The organism is Pseudooceanicola nanhaiensis, from assembly GCF_020171315.1.
Lineage (GTDB): Bacteria > Pseudomonadota > Alphaproteobacteria > Rhodobacterales > Rhodobacteraceae > Pseudooceanicola > Pseudooceanicola nanhaiensis_A.
In genome coordinates, this window is sequence record NZ_JAIUZP010000011.1 from 14,286 (window position 1) to 29,280 (window position 14,995).

Here is a 14,995-nt window from a genome sequence, read left to right on the forward strand (position 1 = left end):
TCGCGAGCATCGCCACGCCCGTCAGCGCTTCCGCCTTGTAACGATTCGTCATCCACTCGGAAACCGCGGTCGAACGCTATTACGTTCACAACATTGACGCGCACGCCATAGCGTGCAATGCTTCGCCCCATCCCATGATGGAGGAAACACAATGTCCAACGTTCACGTCCTCACGGCCCGCAGTCGCGTCCTGCACGCAGGAAAATACCTCGGACAGCCCGCCCTGATCACCGACGCCTGGCTCCAGCTGAAAGAGCAGCAGGGCTATCCCATCACGGTTGATCGCCTCGCGCGGATCGAAACCGGTCAGCCCTCGGCGGGCCCCACACTGGTCGCGCCGCCTGTGCGCGCCACGTCGATGCTGGCGCGCCTGCACGGATCACAGCCCCTCTTCCACTTCACCCTCCCAGACGACGGCGATTGCGGGGGCGACGCGGCATGAGTCCCCGCCCCGCCCCTGCCCGCCAGCCGGACATCGCGACGCTGATGACCCGATGGATGATTGCTTCCGCGCTTATTACCTCCGGCAGCCTCGCCGCGACCCTCGTGGCCCTGTGGTTCTAAGCCCACGCCCCGCCACCGGGGCTGCGACGGATGACAGGAGACTGACATGAAGAACAAGCTCTCTGACCTGAACAACCACCTCTTCGCGCAGATGGAGCGCCTCTCGGTCGACGACATGAGCGCCGAGCAGCTGGAGATCGAGGTGAAGCGCGCCGACGCCATGGTGTCGATCGCAGACCAGATCACGGGGAACGCCGAACTCCAACTGAAGGCGGCGAAACTCTTCGCCGAGCACGGCAACAACGTGCTGCCCATGCTCCCGCAGATCGGAGGCAAGGCGGAATGAGGCAAGGCGGAATGAAGGGCCAAAGGATCGCCTATGGCCCCGAAGAGATGGCCTGGCTCGAAGCGAACCGCACGATGGTCATCAGCGACTATCACCGCGCCTTCGTGGAGGCCTTCGGCCGCGAGGACGTGTCGGCTGCGAACCTGCATGCTCTCCGCAAGCGCAACGGCTGGAAGACCGGGCGCACCGGGCACTTCGTCAGGGGAGGTGAGCCGCACAACAAGGGGAAGCCCTTCAATCCTCCAGGCAGCGAGAAGGGCCGTTTCAAGAAGGGGAACCTGCCCCACAACCACCGCGGCGCCGGCCACGAACGGGTCGACAGCAAGGACGGCTACGTCTTCCTGATCATCGATGAGACGAACCCGCACACCGGCGCCGATACGCGGCCCGTTCTGAAGCACAAGTACCTCTGGGAAAAGGCCAATGGCCCTGTCCCGGAAGGCCACCGTCTCAAGTGCCTGGATGGCGACAAGACCAACTGCGATCCGTCGAACTGGGAGGCCATCCCCATGGCGCTCGCCCCGCGGCTCAATGGGCGTTTCGGTCGGGGCTACGACGACGCACCCGCGGAACTGAAGCACACCATCATGGCGACGGCGAAACTGGAGCACGCACTGCGCGAGAAGAAGAAGGCTAAGGTATGACCGATCACCCGCAATTCGCACTGGTCCCCTTCGAGGAACTCCGCGCCCTCACCGCCGAGGTCAGAGCGTTGCGCGATGCCGTGGAGCGCGCGACGATCACGCCGATGCCAGAGTGGGTCACCATCCCGCAGGCCGCGGCCACCCTCGGGTGTTCCGTCCCCACCATCAGGCGCCGGATCGACAGCGGTGAGCTGGAGGCGAAGGGCAATGGGAAGCTGCGCCGCGTCCGCGTCAGTCGAGCCGCCTAGCCAGCTCCTCAGCTGTCGCGTCGTAGTACCGCTGAAGCATCTTGATGTCGCGATGGCCCACCATCTTGGCAAGCGCCAGGACATCGAGCTTGCGGCTGAGACGGGTGATGGCCTCGTGACGGCTGTCATGGAAGTTCAGCCCCTCGATCGCGGCCTTGTCCCGCATCTTCCTGAAGAGCGCGTCCAGGTTCTGGCTCGAGAGCTGGAAGACCGGTTCACCCTCCGGAAGCGCCCGGAGCAGCCGCACGGCCTCAGACGACAGCGGCACCTGCCGAGCGTCCCCGTTCTTCGTCATCGGAAGCGTCACCACTCGCCGCTCTAGATCGACCGCATCCGAACGCATCCCCACGATCTCGCCAGCGCGCATCCCGGTCTCAATCGCGAACAGGAAAGCATGCACTGCGCGTGCCTGGCTCTTCGACAGATCGTCACCGGCAACATAGAGCAGGCGCTCGATCTCATCATCGCTCGGACGCCGGGAGCGCTTCGGTGGTTCCTTCGGCCGGCGTACATCGGACATCGGGTTGACGCTGACCATCCGCCATTCGCGGCGTGCCTGCGTGAAGATCGCGCTGACCAGCACCATTTCCCGCCGCACGGTTCCGGCCGAGACGTCGCGCAGCCTGCGATCCCGCCAGCCGGCCAGGTCGGTTGCGGTGATCTCCGAGATAGGTTTCCGCGCCAGCGGGTCTTTCTGGAGACGGCGGATCTGCAGATCCTCCCAGCGGTGTCCCCGCTTCGCTGGAGATACTTCCCGCACATACCGATCGAGGACATCCGTGAAGAGCGTCGAGGCGGCGAGCTGCTCGCCGTTCGCCAACTCATACTCCTGACGAGCCGCCCAATCCTGCGCTTCCCTCTTCGTTGGAAGCACCTTCGAGCGACGCACGCCCTGGCGGAAGATCTCCGCCCGCCAACCCGACTTGAGCTTTCTGAAAGTCGCCATAGAATCGCACCATGCGTAATTTTCCGCACATCGTGCGTAGATTATGCGTAATCGTATGCGCGTTCTTGGACGTCACAGGCAACGCCAAACTCATGCAGCAACCGTAACTACTTTGTTTTGATTGATTTTGACGTTCAGACAACGTCACCTGAATTCAGGGATGGTACCCGCGGCCGGACTCGAACCGGCACGGCACAAGGCCTAGGGATTTTAAGTCCCCTGTGTCTACCATTCCACCACGCGGGCGACGGGGCCGACATTAGCGAAAGGCCGGGCCGTGTAAAGCAATGGCAGGGGCTGTTGCCGCACCGGCACTTTCCCGAGGCGGGGGCCCTTCGGGCCGCAGGCCGCGCTTGACGCTGGCGCGCTTTGCGCAGAGCGTCGGGGCATGTTTCCATTACGTGACCATAATCCATCGGGGCGCACGCCCTACGTGACCTACCTGCTCATCGCGGCCAATGTGCTGGTCTTCGTGAGCTACCTCACGCTTTTCGCCGACGAGGCCGCGCTGATGGCCTTCTTCGACCAATGGGCGATGATCCCCGCGCATATCGTGAGCGGCGAAGACTACCACACGCTCGTCACCTCCATGTTCCTGCACGGGGGCTTCCTGCACCTTGCGGGCAACATGCTCTTCCTGTGGATCTTCGGCGACAACCTCGAGGACGAGATGGGCCCGCTGCGCTACCTCGCCTTCTACCTCGCCTGCGGGGTGGCGGCGGCGCTGGTGCAGCTGGTCTCGGCCCCCTATTCCACCGTGCCGGTAGTCGGCGCCTCGGGCGCCATCGCGGGCGTCATGGGGGCCTACCTGCTGCTCTACCCCAAGGCGCGGGTCGATATCCTCATCATCTTCATCGTTTTCTTCAAGGTCTTCCCGGTGCCCGCCTGGATCATGCTGGGGCTGTGGTTCGCCCTGCAGCTGCTGAACGGCGTGGGGGCGGATGCCACCATGGGCGGCGTGGCCTACTGGGCGCATTCCGGCGGGTTTATCGTGGGCCTTCTGCTGGCGTTGCCGACCTTCCGGCGGCTTGGCGGGCGGGCGTTCTGGAACCAGACCCACGGCCAGCCGCCCCACCCCGCCGCGACCTACAAGCTGAGCCACACGCGGGTGCCCGCGGTCCGCCGGCGCAAGTGAGGCGCAAAGAGAAACGCCCGGACCATCGGCCCGGGCGTTTTCTGACATCTCGACGGTGCAGCCGGATCAGCTGTTCCGGATCACCTTGGCGAAGTTGTTGAAGATCGCCTCGTTGCCGCAGACCAGATCCCCCGCCAGCGGGTCATGCTCGGGGTTGATCCCCTCGACGAAGCCACCGGCCTCGCGGACGATGACGATGCCCGCGGCGATATCCCAGGAATTCAGCCCACGCTCCCAGTAGCCCTCGTAGCGACCGGCGGCCACATAGGCCATGTCCAGCGCGGCAGAGCCGAAGCGGCGCACACCGGCACAGGCGGGCAGCACGCGGGCCAGATCCTGCAGCGACCGCGGCAGATGGGGGCTGGTGGCGAAGGGAAGGCCCGTGGCGAAGATCGACTCGATCATCCGGCCGCGGCCCGACACCCGCAGGCGGCTCTCGTTCATCCAGGCGCCCTCGCCCTTTTCGGCAAAGAACATCTCGTCCTTGGCAGCGTCGTAGATCACGCCGGCGACGATCTGGCCCTTGTGCTCCAGCGCGATGGAAATCGCCCAGTGCGGCAGCCCGTGCAGGAAGTTCGTCGTGCCATCGAGCGGGTCCACGATCCAGCGCCGGGTCGGGTCCTGCCCCTCGATGGTTTCCTTTCCCTCTTCGGCGACCCAGCCATAGGTCGGACGCGCGCCCATCAACTCGCCCTTGAGGATCTCCTGCGCCGCCACGTCGGCCCGGCTGACGAAGTCGCCCGCGCCTTTCATGGAGACCTGGAGGTTCTCCACCTCGCGGAAATCCTTGACGAGAGAGCGGCCCGCCTTGCGGGCGGCCTTGAGCATGATGTTGAGATTTGCGCTGCCGGGCATGGGAAAGGCTCCTGTATCAGGCCGCGCGTATAGACGCTGTATCCCTGCTTGCCAAGCCTTGCGCGTGCCTCTGCGCGCCCGGCGTCCCCTGCAGGGATGCCGAAAGGACGCAGCGTCACCGCGCGTCGCCCCGCCCCGGCCCGGCAAAACCGTGGCCCGACGGTGCCTTGTCACCAGCTTGTCATGGCGCCGTCATGGATTTTTCATTTCTTATCAGGCAGTGTTTCGTTTAGAAATTCCGAAAAGAAGTTTCAGGAAAGCCGAAAAGATGACTCTCCCGCCGAACGTCTACGACGCCGAGCCCATCCCCGAAGCCGCCCGTGCCGAGATCGAGCGCCTGCTCCAGACCGGTGACCTCTTCCGCTATACCGCCCCCGAGGATGCGCCCGTCGCCCTGCTGGAGCGTGAGTTCGCGGATATGCTGGGGTCGAAATACGCGCTCGCCGTCAGCTCCTGCTCCGCGGCGCTCTTCCTGTCGCTTCTGGCCCTCGACCTGAAGCCCGGGGCAAAGGTCATGATCCCCGCCTTCACCTTTGCCGCCGTTCCCTCCTCCATCGTCCACGCCAACTGCGTGCCGGTGCTCTGCGAGGTGGGCGACAACTACCGCATCGACATGGCCGACTTCGAGGCCAAGCTGGACAGTGTCGAGGCAGTGATCATCAGCCATATGCGCGGCCACACCTCGGACATGGACGCGATCATGGCGCTCTGCACCGAACGCGGCATCCCCGTGATCGAGGACGCGGCCCACAGCCTCGGCACCACCTGGCACGGCCGGAACATCGGCACCATCGGCCGGATCGGCTGCTTCTCCTTCCAGTCCTACAAGCTGGTGAACTCCGGCGAAGGCGGCATCCTGATCACCGACGACGCCGAGGTGCTGGCCCGCGCCGTGATCATGTCCGGCGCCTACGAGCACAACTGGCGCAAGCACAAGGGCCCGCGCGGCGAGAACACCGCCGACCTCGAACAGGCCTTTGCCAAATGGCAGAACCGCCTGCCGCTCTACAACCTGCGCCTCTCCAACCTCGCCGCCGCCATCATCCGCCCGCAGCTGGGGGAAGTGCCCCGCCGGGTGCGCGACGGGCGCAGCAACCACGACTACGTGGCCGGCCTGCTGGAAAGCTCGCCCTGGATCGAGGTGCCCGCGAAACTCGCCCCCGAGGACCGCGCCCCCGACAGCCTGCAGTTCAACCTCAAGGGCCTCGACGAGGCGCAGACCCGCGCCTTCGCCAAGGCGGCAGAGGCGCGCGGCGTGAAGGTGCAGGTCTTCGGCCTCTCCACCGACAATGCCCGGGCCTTCTGGAACTGGCAGTTCCTCGGCGAGACGCCCGAACTGCCCCAGACCCGCGCCATGCTGATGAAGGCCTGCGACACCCGCCTGCCCGCCCGGCTGACCCGGCCCGAACTCGACCTGATCGCCGGCGCCCTGATCGGCGCGGCAGAAGACGTGATGGGCGAAACCCTCGCCTACGGGACCTGAGGCAAGACCCGGGGCGCAGCCCCGGACCCCGGGATACTTCGGGCAAGAAAATGAGACAGGGCGCGCCACCGACGGGAGGCGCGCCCTGTGCATTTTCTTGCCGCAAATATCCCCGCCGGAGGCCGGCCCCCGCAGGGGGCCCAACGCGGCCCGGGGACCGGGCCGCAGGTATCGAGTGGCGCGTCAGCGCCTCCGCCCGGTCAGACCCGGCTCACTCCGCGGCGAGATTGGCGGAGGGGTTGTTCGGGTGGGTCGTCCAGTTGGCGTAATCCCCCACTTCGCGGCCCGTGCGCGGATCCACAGCGCCCTGCGCCATCTCCACCATGGTGATGCAATTCTCCACCGGGCAGACGTTGACGCAGAGGTTGCAGGCCACGCATTCCTCGTCCTTCACGGTGAAGGTCCGGTCCGCCGACATGGCAATCGCCTGGTGCGAGGTGTCCTCGCAGGCGGCGTAGCAGCGGCCGCACTTGATGCAGTCGTCCTGGCTGATCTGCGCCTTGGTGACGTAGTTCAGGTTCAGGTATTGCCAGTCGGTCACATTGGGCACCGCCTTGCCGATGAAGTCGGAGGTTGCGGTATAGCCCTTCTCGTCCATCCACTGGCTGAGGCCCGAGATCATCTCCTGCACGACCTTGAAGCCATAGGTCATGGCGGCGGTGCAGACCTGCACGTTGCCAGCCCCCAGCGCCATGAACTCCGCCGCGTCGCGCCAGGTGGTCACCCCGCCGATGCCCGAGATCGGCAGCCCGTGGGTCTGGGGATCGCGGGCGATCTCGGCCACCATGTTCATGGCGATCGGCTTCACCGCCGGGCCGCAGTAGCCGCCGTGGGTGCCCTTGCCGTCGATCATCGGTTCGGGCGACATGGCGTCGAGGTTCACCGAGGTGATCGAGTTGATCGTGTTGATCAGCGAGACCGCATCCGCCCCGCCCGCGAAGGCTGCCCGCGCGGGGTTGCGGATGTCGGTGATGTTCGGCGTCAACTTCACGATCACCGGCTTGGAGTAGTACTTCTTGCACCACTCGGTCACCATCTGGATGTACTCGGGCACCTGCCCCACGGCCGAGCCCATGCCGCGCTCCGCCATCCCGTGCGGACAGCCGAAGTTCAGCTCGATCCCGTCGGCGCCGGTCTCTTCCACCAGCGGCAGGATCGCCTTCCAACTCTCCTCGTCGCAGGGCACCATGATAGAGACGATCAGCGCCCGGTCAGGGTAGTCCTTCTTGACCCGCGTGATCTCCTCGAGGTTCGTGAAGAGATCGCGGTCGGTGATCAGTTCGATGTTGTTGAGCCCCAGCAGGCGCCGGTCCGCGCCCCAGATCGCACCGTATCGCGGCCCGTTCACGTTCACCACCGGCGGCCCTTCCGAGCCCAGCGTCTTCCACACCACGCCGCCCCATCCCGCCTCGAAGGCGCGGCGGACGTTGTATTCCTTGTCGGTCGGCGGCGCCGAGGCCAGCCAGAAGGGGTTCGGGCTCTTGATGCCCAGAAAATCGGTCGTCAGATCGGCCATGTCAGCCTCCCGTTGGTTTGCTTGAAGGAGGCGCGTCTTGCGGCGCCCCTCTGTTGGCTTTGGCAGGCCCGTCAGCCCATCAGCGTGGCATGGATGTCCTCGGCGGCGTCACGCCCCTCGGCCACGGCGGTCACGGTCAGGTCCTCGCCGCCAAGGGCACAGTCGCCGCCGGCCCAGACACCGGGCAGCGTGGTGCGCCCCGGCCCGCTGACGGTGATCTTGCCGCGGGTGATCTCCAGCCCCTCGGGCGCGCCCTCCAGCGTCTGGCCGATGGCCTTGAAGACCTGATCGGCCTTCAGGCGGAAGGTCTCGCCGGTGCCCACGAGGGCGCCATCCTCGGTCTTGGTGTACTCCAGCTCGATCTCGACGGCCTTTCCGTTGCCATGCACCGCCACCGGACGCACGTCGGTCAGCAGCCGCACGCCCTTGGAGGCCGCGAGGTCCTTCTCGAAGTCGGAGGCACCCATGGCCTCGCGGTCGCGGCGATAGGCGATGGTGACGTTTTCGGCCCCAAGCAGCTTGGACTGCACGGCGGCATCCACGGCGGTCATCCCGCCGCCGATCACCACCACGTCGCGCCCCACGGGCAGGGTGGACAGGTCGTCGGACTGGCGCAGGGTGGCGATGAAATCCACCGCGTCCTCGACACCCTCCCGGTCCTCGCCGTCGCAGCGCAGGGCGTTCACGCCGGCCAGACCGATGGCGAGGAAGACCGCGTCATAGTCCGCCGTCAGCCCCTCCAGCGTCAGCCCCGCGCCCAGCTTCTGGCCGGTCTCCACGGTGATCCCGCCAATCTGCAACAGCCAGTCGACCTCGGCCTGCGCGAAATTCTCGGGCGCCTTGTAGGAGGCGATGCCGAATTCGTTCAGCCCGCCCGGCTTGGGGCGCGCATCGTAGAGCACCACGTCGTGGCCCTTCATCGCCAGCCGGTGCGCGGCGGAGAGGCCCGCGGGCCCCGCCCCCACCACCGCGATGCGCTTGCCCGTGGGGGCCGCGCGGGTGAAGGGATGGTCGTTCTTCGCCATCAGCGTATCGGTGGCATAGCGTTGCAGCCGCCCGATCTCGACCGGCTTGCCCTCTGCCGTCTCGCGCACGCAGGCCTCTTCGCAGAGCGTCTCGGTCGGGCAGACGCGGGCGCACATCCCGCCGAGGATGTTCTGCTGCAGGATCGTGCGGGCCGCCGCCTCGGGCGTGCCGGTCGCGATCTGGCGAATAAAGAGCGGAATGTCGATCGACGTCGGACAGGCCGTCATGCAGGGCGCATCGTGGCAGAAGTAGCAGCGATCCGCGGCGACATGGGCCTCGTGGCGTTCCAGCGGCGGATGCAGGTCGCCGAAATTCTCGGCCAGCACCTCGGCTCCGAGGCGGCCGGCAGCGATTCCGGGCGTCTTGGGGGACAGGGTCATGGTTGGCTCCCGTTGGTGGCTTTTCTTGGTTTTCGTTGGCATCAGCGTGCCACAGGTCGAAATTTTATCAAATGGTAAATTTTTGACGGAAGGTCGAAGCGGTGCTTTCAGCCCGAACTGCTGAAAATCCGGGCAAAGGGGGTGTCCGCGCCGGGGCTGCGATTGACTCCCCGCGCCGCCGCACGCCTTCTCACCCCCGCGACACAAGGCAGGAGAAGCCCATGAGCATCCGGATCGAAGGCGCGCAGGTCGTTCTGCCCGACGGCATCGAGGAGACCTCTGTCACGCTGGAAGAGGGCCGCATTGCAGAGATCGGCAGCGACGCCCGGGCCGAGACGGTGCTGGACGCGCGCGGACAGATGCTGGCGCCGGCCATGATCGACGTGCACGGCGATGCCTTCGAGCGGCAGTTGATGCCCCGGCCCAATGTCTTTTTCCCGGTCGACGCCGCCATTCTGGATACCGACCGGCAATTGGCGGGAAATGGCATTGCCACCGCCTACCACGCGCTGACGCTGAGCTGGGAACCGGGATTGCGGGCCGTCACGGCGGGGCGCCGCTTTATCGAGACGCTGCATCGGCTGGCCCCCCGGCTGATTGCCGAGAACCGTGTGCAATTGCGGTGGGAAACCTATGCCGAAGACGCGCTGCCCCTGATCGAAGAGATGCTGGAAGGCCCTCTGACGCCCTCGCTTGCCTTCAATGATCACCTTTCAATGACGATGCGCGGGTTCGAGGTTCCGATCCAGGAACGCGCCTTCGAATTCAGCCCCGCCTTCGTCGTCGCCGATCCCGACGATCCCCGAATGCTGGGCCGGATCGACACCAAGGCAAAACGCTCGGGCCTCGATCAGGGGGCGTTTCTCGATCTGATGAAACGCACCTGGGCCACCCGGCCCGAGATACCGGCGCGCATTGCGGCGATTGCCGAAACGGCGCGCAAACACGGCGCCCCGATGCTGAGCCACGACGATACCCAGCACGAAACCCGGAATTACTTCCGCGGGATCGGGGCGCGTATCTCTGAATTCCCCATGTCGGTGGATGTCGCAAAGGCGGCCAAGGCGGCGGGCGACCTCGTGATCTTTGGCGCGCCCAATGTCATGCGGGGCGGCAGCCATATCGGATCGCCGGGCGCGGCAGAGATGGTCGAAGCCGGGCTCTGCGATATTCTCGCCTCGGATTACTTCTATCCCGCCATGCTGGCGGCGGTGGCGCGGCTGCACCACGAAAAGCGGGCTCCGTTGGCGCAATTGTGGAAGCTGGTCACCTCGGGCCCCGCGACGGCGATGGGCCTGTCGGACCGGGGCCAGATCGCGCAGGGGCTGCGGGCCGACCTCATTCTGGTGGATTGGCCGGAGGCGGCGCAGGGGCCAGCCACGCCCGCGGTCACACGGATGTTCCGGTCAGGCCGCCAAGTCTACGTCGGCCAATCTGCGTAGGAGAAAGTGTGCAGGCCAGTCTATCTCGGCCAGATGACCCAATCCGGTCGAGATAGACTTGTGCTGGCAGTGGCGCGGGAATGTCATTCGAGGCCCCGCGCCCCATTCGTTTCAGCTGATCAGGCAGGCGTCCAGATCGCCTTCGCTGGCCAGAATCTCTTTCACCCAGCCCGGCTGACGGCCACGGCCGCTCCAGGTTTGAGTGGCATCTTGCGGATTGCGGTATTTCGGCGGGTTCACCTTGCGGCTCTTGACGGCGCCGCCGGTCAGCTCCGACAGGCTGAAGCCCATTTCCTGTGCCTTGGCCTCAATCGCGGCGATCGCCTTTTTCCGCTCGCGGTCCTGGTAGGATTTGATTGCCGCGTCCGTTTCCCGTTGCAGCTTCTTCAGCTGATCGAGGGACATGTCTTCCAGTACAAACTCAGACATCTTGCAGTTTCCTTATCTTTCCCACCCGGTCGTATGCGTTAAGGTTAGAGTGTATTGCCGGGTTTACAGCATCTGGATTAATATTATTTTGCGCAATTGGAAGTCAATGAACGCAATTGTGACAGGTCGCGAAAACCCGCTCGTCACGGCCGACAAGCACCGGAAATAGCTTCACGTTCTCCGAATAGTTGCGCGATTTCCAAGTCTGAATTGCAAAACCCGGCAGTTCCCGGGAAATGACCTATACGAATGAGATAGGCCTGACGCGCACCAGCGTCAAAAGTTATCAAATCGATATTGCATGATTACCGCAACAATTCCCAAGCTAATTAACTTTTAGGGAGTATGCCGAAAATAAGACGGGCGCAGATTGGCTCCAATCTGCGCCCGCATATCTTTACGAAGCGTCAACGCCTACTCTGCGGCGCTTCTCCGGGCGGTGCCCTTGCCGAGGCGCGACACCACGTTCTCGATCAGCTTGATGCCCGCATCCTGCCCCATGGACATGATCGATTCCGGGTGGAATTGCACCGCGGCGACGGGCAGCGTCTGGTGCTCGATCCCCATAACGATGCCATCCGCGGTGGAAGCCGTCACGGTCACGTCGTTGGGCAGGCTCTCGCGGCGGATATGCAGCGAGTGGTAGCGCCCGACGGTGACCTGCTCAGGCAGATCGGCAAAGACGCAGCCCGGCTCATGTACCGTGATCCGCGAGGGCTTACCGTGCACCGGCTCGCCCAGTTGGTCCAGCGTGCCGCCGAAGTATTCCCCGATGGCCTGAAGCCCGAGGCAGACGCCGAAGACCGGCAGGTCGCGCGACAGCGCCGTGTCGATGGTCGCCCGGCAGTCGAAGTCCGACGGGTTGCCCGGACCGGGGGAGAGCACGACGAGATCGGGGGCGAAGTCATCCACCAGCTCCGGCGCAACGGGCGAGCGCGTGGTCAGCACCTCGGCCCCGGTCTGGCGGAAATAGTTCGCCAGCGTGTGCACGAAGCTGTCCTCGTGATCGACCAGCAGGATGCGACGCCCCTGCCCGACCTGCAGGCGGGTGCCGTCGCCGGCCCCTTCGTTGGTCCGCACATCGCCGCGCACGGCGGCCCGCATGGCGCTTGCCTTCAATTCGGTCTCTGCCTCTTCATCCTCGGGGTCGCTGTCGTTCAGCAACGTCGCACCGGCGCGCACCTCGGCGATGCCGTCCTTGATGCGGATCGTCCGCAGGGTCAGGCCGGTGTTCATGTCGCCGTTGAACTGCATCGCGCCCACGGCGCCACCATACCATTTCCGGGTCGATTTCTCGTGCTTCTCGATGAAGCGCATGGCCCAGAGTTTCGGTGCGCCGGTCACCGTCACGGCCCAGGCGTGGGACAGGAAGGCGTCGAAGGCATCCATGCCCGCGCGCAGCCGCCCCTCGATATGGTCGACAGTGTGGATCAGGCGCGAATACATCTCGATCTGGCGCCGCCCGATGACCCGGACAGAGCCCGGCTCGCAGACGCGGGACTTGTCGTTGCGGTCCACGTCGGAACACATGGTCAGCTCGCTCTCGTCCTTCTTGGACTGGAGCAGCTTGAGGATCTGTTCGCTGTCCTCGATCGCATCGGCGCCACGCTTGATCGTGCCCGAGATCGGGCAGGTCTCGACCCGGCGGCCGGTGACGCGCACGAACATCTCGGGGCTGGCACCCACAAGGTATTCCTGCTCGCCGAGGTTCATGAGGAAGCCGAAGGGCGCGGGGTTGATCTTCTGCAACCGGCGGAAGATCGCGGCGGGGCTGTCCTTGCAGGGCTCGTAGAAGACCTGGCCGGGCACCACCTCGAAGAGGTCGCCACGGCGGAAGCTGGCCTTGGCGGCGCGCACCAGTTCGGCATATTCGCCGGGCACGTGGTCGCCGCGCGGGACCTCCTGCGGGCCGGGGGTGAAAGGCTCGGCCGGGGTTGCGCCCGACAGGCCCTCGGTGGTCAGCGGACCTTGCGCGAAATCGTAGGTATAGCGATGCGCCCGGGCCGAGTAGTGATCCGAGACGAGGATGTCATCGGCGAGGAAGAGCACGAGGTCGCGCTGATCCTCGGGACGATCGAGATGGTATTCGATCGGCTCGAACTGGAAGGCGAGGTCATAGCCGAAGGCGCCGTAAAGCCCGAGGTGGCCATCCTCTTCCGTGGCGAAGAGCGCCACGATCTCCCGCAGGACCGAGAAGACGGAGGGCGCGCGCGAGCGCTCTTCCTCGTTGTAGAGCCGTTCAGGTGTGCGGATCTGCAGGTCCAGCACCTTGGCGTCGCCGCTCATGCTCTCCACCGCGGCGAGGTCTTCCAGCGCCGGGCGGATGATCTGCATCAGCACTTCACCGCGGGCGTTCAACGCCTTCAGGCGCAAGGCGCGGCCACGGCTTTCCACCATCAGCGGCGGCTCGGCAAAGCCGAACTCCCACCGGGTGTAACGGCCGGGATATTCGTAGTTGGAGCTGAAGAGCGCGCCCCGCTGGCCATCCAGCCGGTCGATCAGCGTTTCGCTGTCGGCCATGTAGGTTGCGGGAAATTCGCGGCGCGTCACGCGCACCTTGCCTTTGGTTTCAAAGGTCAGATCGGTCATTTTATATGTCTCGTCTCACGGGTGGCGCCTGCGAGATCTGTACAGGATAATTCCTCGGGGCGCCTGTCATCGGTGGGTCCCTCAGGGGGACGGCATGTCAGTTGGACGAGGGGCTACGCCATCGTCCGGTGCTCCACCGGCACCGCCATCGCTGTCCAAGGGGGGCCGCGTGCATGGCCAAGACTTTCCTGCGTTCAGACAGGCGAAGGCATTAGCAAGCAACGCCCATTTTGTAAACCTCCCCTGACGCCCGGGGCGGATTTGCCGCGCACCACCGGTCCGGGGGCCTTCTCTCCCCCGCCCCTGCCGCCTAGTCTGCGCGCAAATCGCCCCGGCCCCTCCGGCTTGGGCTTCCTGCAAGCAAAGGCCCCCTCATGACAGATCTGCCCCCCCTTCCCGACCGCCCGCTCAACGTCTGCTTCGTGGGCGTCGGCGCCATCGGCGGGGCCATCGCCGCGCCGCTCGCCCAGGCCGCCGCCGCCGGAACCCTGCCCGAACTGGGCCAGCTGACGCTCGTGGCGCGCGGTCCGCATCTCGCCGCGATGCAGACCGAGGGGCTGCGCCTGACATCGCCCGAGATCGACCCGCCCGTGGCCATCCCCGTGACCGCGGTCGAGGATCTTGCCGGCCTGCCGCCGCAGGACGTGGTGATCACTGCGCTGAAGGGCCACCAGGTGCCCGCCATGGCCGAGGCCCTCGCGGCCCTGCTCGCCCCCCATGGCCGCATCGTGCCGATCGTGAACGGTGTGCCGTGGTGGTATCCCCTGCCCGACGCCTCCGCCCCCGGCGGCTATCGCGGCGCGACCGAGGTCGACCCCGAGGGCAAGCTCTGGTCGCTGATCGGGCCGGAGCGCGCCATCGGCGCCGTGGCCTTCATGGGCGCCTCTGTGCCCGAACCCGGGCTGATCCACGTCGAACTGCCGGGCTTCCTCGAACTCGGGCGCCTTTCGGGTCAGGACCGCAGCGACGTGGCCCGGATCGCCGATCTGCTGCGCAAGGGCGGCGTCACCGTGAAGGAGACCGAACCCTTCGAGGAGGTGATCTGGACCAAGCTGCTGGCCAACTGCTCGATGAACTCCACCACCGCGATCTGCCGCGCGTCGATGTCCTCGATCGTGCAGGACCCGGTGCTCGCCTCCTTCGTCGAAGGCATCATGACCGAGATCATCGCCATTGCCGGCGCGCAGGGCGTGACCATCGACCCGGCCCTGCCGCGTCAGCGCCTCGAGAAGGCCAAGGGCAACCGCGGCTTCAAGACCTCGACCCTGCAGGACCTCGAAAAGGGCCGCCCGATGGAGATCGAACCGATCTTCGCCGCCACCTGCTCGGTCGCAGCTGCGCTCGACATCCCCACGCCCAACCTCTCGCTCGCCACGGCGATCCTGCGCTCGGTGGAACGCGACCGCTTCCCGGCCTGACCCCATATCCCCCGGAGGCTTTCATCTTTCCTGA

The 14,995-nt window shown here is 65.6% G+C and carries 15 protein-coding genes and 1 tRNA gene; 9 read left to right on the forward strand and 7 right to left on the reverse strand.

Annotation, left to right across the window (positions count from 1 at the left end; all coding sequences use genetic code 11):
• Nucleotides 1–151: 151 nt before the first annotated feature.
• The 5 genes from LCM32_RS17650 to LCM32_RS17665 are packed head-to-tail and all read left to right on the forward strand — an operon-like array spanning nt 152 to nt 1,742.
• Nucleotides 152–442, forward strand: coding sequence for a hypothetical protein (locus LCM32_RS17650; protein ID WP_224822414.1), 291 nt, complete (start codon nt 152–154; stop codon nt 440–442).
• On the forward strand, nt 439–564 hold the full coding sequence (locus LCM32_RS22015) for a hypothetical protein (protein WP_263618229.1): 126 nt from the start codon (nt 439–441) through the stop codon (nt 562–564). Before LCM32_RS17650 ends, LCM32_RS22015 begins: the two co-directional genes overlap by 4 nt.
• Before the next feature lie 46 nt (nt 565–610).
• A complete protein-coding gene (locus LCM32_RS17655; RefSeq protein ID WP_224822415.1) occupies nt 611–850 on the forward strand; it encodes a hypothetical protein in 240 nt (79 codons plus the stop codon).
• A gap of 47 nt (nt 851–897) precedes the next feature.
• Nucleotides 898–1,494 (forward strand): HNH endonuclease, encoded by a 597-nt coding sequence (locus LCM32_RS17660; RefSeq protein ID WP_224822416.1) that lies wholly within the window; start codon nt 898–900, stop codon nt 1,492–1,494.
• Nucleotides 1,491–1,742 carry a helix-turn-helix domain-containing protein gene (locus LCM32_RS17665; protein ID WP_224822417.1) on the forward strand — a complete coding sequence of 84 codons (252 nt, stop codon included), beginning with the start codon at nt 1,491–1,493 and terminating at the stop codon, nt 1,740–1,742. The genes LCM32_RS17660 and LCM32_RS17665 overlap by 4 nt, the downstream gene beginning before the upstream one ends.
• Here the strand turns inward: LCM32_RS17665 and LCM32_RS17670 are convergent.
• Entirely contained in the window at nt 1,726–2,688 is a 963-nt protein-coding gene (locus LCM32_RS17670) for a tyrosine-type recombinase/integrase (RefSeq protein ID WP_224822418.1), read from the reverse strand. The genes LCM32_RS17665 and LCM32_RS17670 overlap by 17 nt on opposite strands.
• A 161-nt stretch (nt 2,689–2,849) precedes the next feature.
• Nucleotides 2,850–2,934: transfer RNA gene (locus tag LCM32_RS17675), tRNA-Leu, on the reverse strand.
• Between the two features lie 142 nt (nt 2,935–3,076).
• Here LCM32_RS17675 and LCM32_RS17680 point away from each other — a divergent pair.
• On the forward strand, nt 3,077–3,823 hold the full coding sequence (locus tag LCM32_RS17680; RefSeq protein WP_224822419.1) for a rhomboid family intramembrane serine protease: 747 nt from the start codon (nt 3,077–3,079) through the stop codon (nt 3,821–3,823).
• 66 nt (nt 3,824–3,889) lie between these two features.
• On the opposite strand, the gene LCM32_RS17685 is transcribed toward LCM32_RS17680, so the two are convergent.
• A complete protein-coding gene (locus tag LCM32_RS17685) occupies nt 3,890–4,678 on the reverse strand; it encodes an inositol monophosphatase family protein (RefSeq protein WP_224822420.1) in 789 nt (262 codons plus the stop codon).
• A gap of 268 nt (nt 4,679–4,946) precedes the next feature.
• Here LCM32_RS17685 and LCM32_RS17690 point away from each other — a divergent pair, with 268 nt between their 5' ends.
• Nucleotides 4,947–6,161 (forward strand): DegT/DnrJ/EryC1/StrS family aminotransferase, encoded by a 1,215-nt coding sequence (locus LCM32_RS17690; protein WP_224822421.1) that lies wholly within the window; start codon nt 4,947–4,949, stop codon nt 6,159–6,161.
• 211 nt (nt 6,162–6,372) lie between these two features.
• Here LCM32_RS17690 and preA read toward each other — a convergent pair whose 3' ends face one another.
• Nucleotides 6,373–7,677: an NAD-dependent dihydropyrimidine dehydrogenase subunit PreA gene (preA, locus tag LCM32_RS17695; protein WP_224822422.1), complete on the reverse strand. Its 1,305-nt coding sequence runs from the start codon at nt 7,675–7,677 to the stop codon at nt 6,373–6,375.
• A gap of 71 nt (nt 7,678–7,748) precedes the next feature.
• Nucleotides 7,749–9,083: an NAD(P)-dependent oxidoreductase gene (locus LCM32_RS17700; protein WP_224822423.1), complete on the reverse strand. Its 1,335-nt coding sequence runs from the start codon at nt 9,081–9,083 to the stop codon at nt 7,749–7,751.
• 101 nt (nt 9,084–9,184) lie between these two features.
• Between LCM32_RS17700 and LCM32_RS17705 the strand changes: the two genes are divergently transcribed.
• Nucleotides 9,185–10,525 carry an alpha-D-ribose 1-methylphosphonate 5-triphosphate diphosphatase gene (locus tag LCM32_RS17705; protein ID WP_318246201.1) on the forward strand — a complete coding sequence of 447 codons (1,341 nt, stop codon included), beginning with the start codon at nt 9,185–9,187 and terminating at the stop codon, nt 10,523–10,525.
• A gap of 111 nt (nt 10,526–10,636) precedes the next feature.
• Here the strand turns inward: LCM32_RS17705 and LCM32_RS17710 are convergent, their stop codons facing one another.
• Both LCM32_RS17710 and LCM32_RS17715 read right to left on the reverse strand, forming a co-directional pair.
• Nucleotides 10,637–10,930 (reverse strand): H-NS family nucleoid-associated regulatory protein, encoded by a 294-nt coding sequence (locus LCM32_RS17710; protein WP_224822425.1) that lies wholly within the window; start codon nt 10,928–10,930, stop codon nt 10,637–10,639.
• 438 nt (nt 10,931–11,368) lie between these two features.
• Nucleotides 11,369–13,543, reverse strand: coding sequence for an anthranilate synthase (locus LCM32_RS17715; RefSeq protein ID WP_224822426.1), 2,175 nt, complete (start codon nt 13,541–13,543; stop codon nt 11,369–11,371).
• 374 nt (nt 13,544–13,917) lie between these two features.
• On the opposite strand from LCM32_RS17715, the gene LCM32_RS17720 reads away from it, so the two are divergent.
• Nucleotides 13,918–14,961: a ketopantoate reductase family protein gene (locus tag LCM32_RS17720; RefSeq protein ID WP_224822427.1), complete on the forward strand. Its 1,044-nt coding sequence runs from the start codon at nt 13,918–13,920 to the stop codon at nt 14,959–14,961.
• Nucleotides 14,962–14,995 lie beyond the last annotated feature (34 nt).

Bases quoted from the DNA above. Each gene is read 5' to 3' on its own strand.
- LCM32_RS17650 (WP_224822414.1), top strand. From the start codon at position 152: ATGTCCAACGTTCACGTCCTCACGGCCCGCAGTCGCGTCCTGCACGCA.
- LCM32_RS22015 (WP_263618229.1), top strand. From the start codon at position 439: ATGAGTCCCCGCCCCGCCCCTGCCCGCCAGCCGGACATCGCGACGCTG.
- LCM32_RS17655 (WP_224822415.1), top strand. From the start codon at position 611: ATGAAGAACAAGCTCTCTGACCTGAACAACCACCTCTTCGCGCAGATG.
- LCM32_RS17660 (WP_224822416.1), top strand. From the start codon at position 898: ATGGCCTGGCTCGAAGCGAACCGCACGATGGTCATCAGCGACTATCAC.
- LCM32_RS17665 (WP_224822417.1), top strand. From the start codon at position 1,491: ATGACCGATCACCCGCAATTCGCACTGGTCCCCTTCGAGGAACTCCGC.
- LCM32_RS17670 (WP_224822418.1), bottom strand. From the start codon at position 2,688: ATGGCGACTTTCAGAAAGCTCAAGTCGGGTTGGCGGGCGGAGATCTTC.
- LCM32_RS17680 (WP_224822419.1), top strand. From the start codon at position 3,077: ATGTTTCCATTACGTGACCATAATCCATCGGGGCGCACGCCCTACGTG.
- LCM32_RS17685 (WP_224822420.1), bottom strand. From the start codon at position 4,678: ATGCCCGGCAGCGCAAATCTCAACATCATGCTCAAGGCCGCCCGCAAG.
- LCM32_RS17690 (WP_224822421.1), top strand. From the start codon at position 4,947: ATGACTCTCCCGCCGAACGTCTACGACGCCGAGCCCATCCCCGAAGCC.
- preA (WP_224822422.1), bottom strand. From the start codon at position 7,677: ATGGCCGATCTGACGACCGATTTTCTGGGCATCAAGAGCCCGAACCCC.
- LCM32_RS17700 (WP_224822423.1), bottom strand. From the start codon at position 9,083: ATGACCCTGTCCCCCAAGACGCCCGGAATCGCTGCCGGCCGCCTCGGA.
- LCM32_RS17710 (WP_224822425.1), bottom strand. From the start codon at position 10,930: ATGTCCCTCGATCAGCTGAAGAAGCTGCAACGGGAAACGGACGCGGCA.
- LCM32_RS17715 (WP_224822426.1), bottom strand. From the start codon at position 13,543: ATGACCGATCTGACCTTTGAAACCAAAGGCAAGGTGCGCGTGACGCGC.
- LCM32_RS17720 (WP_224822427.1), top strand. From the start codon at position 13,918: ATGACAGATCTGCCCCCCCTTCCCGACCGCCCGCTCAACGTCTGCTTC.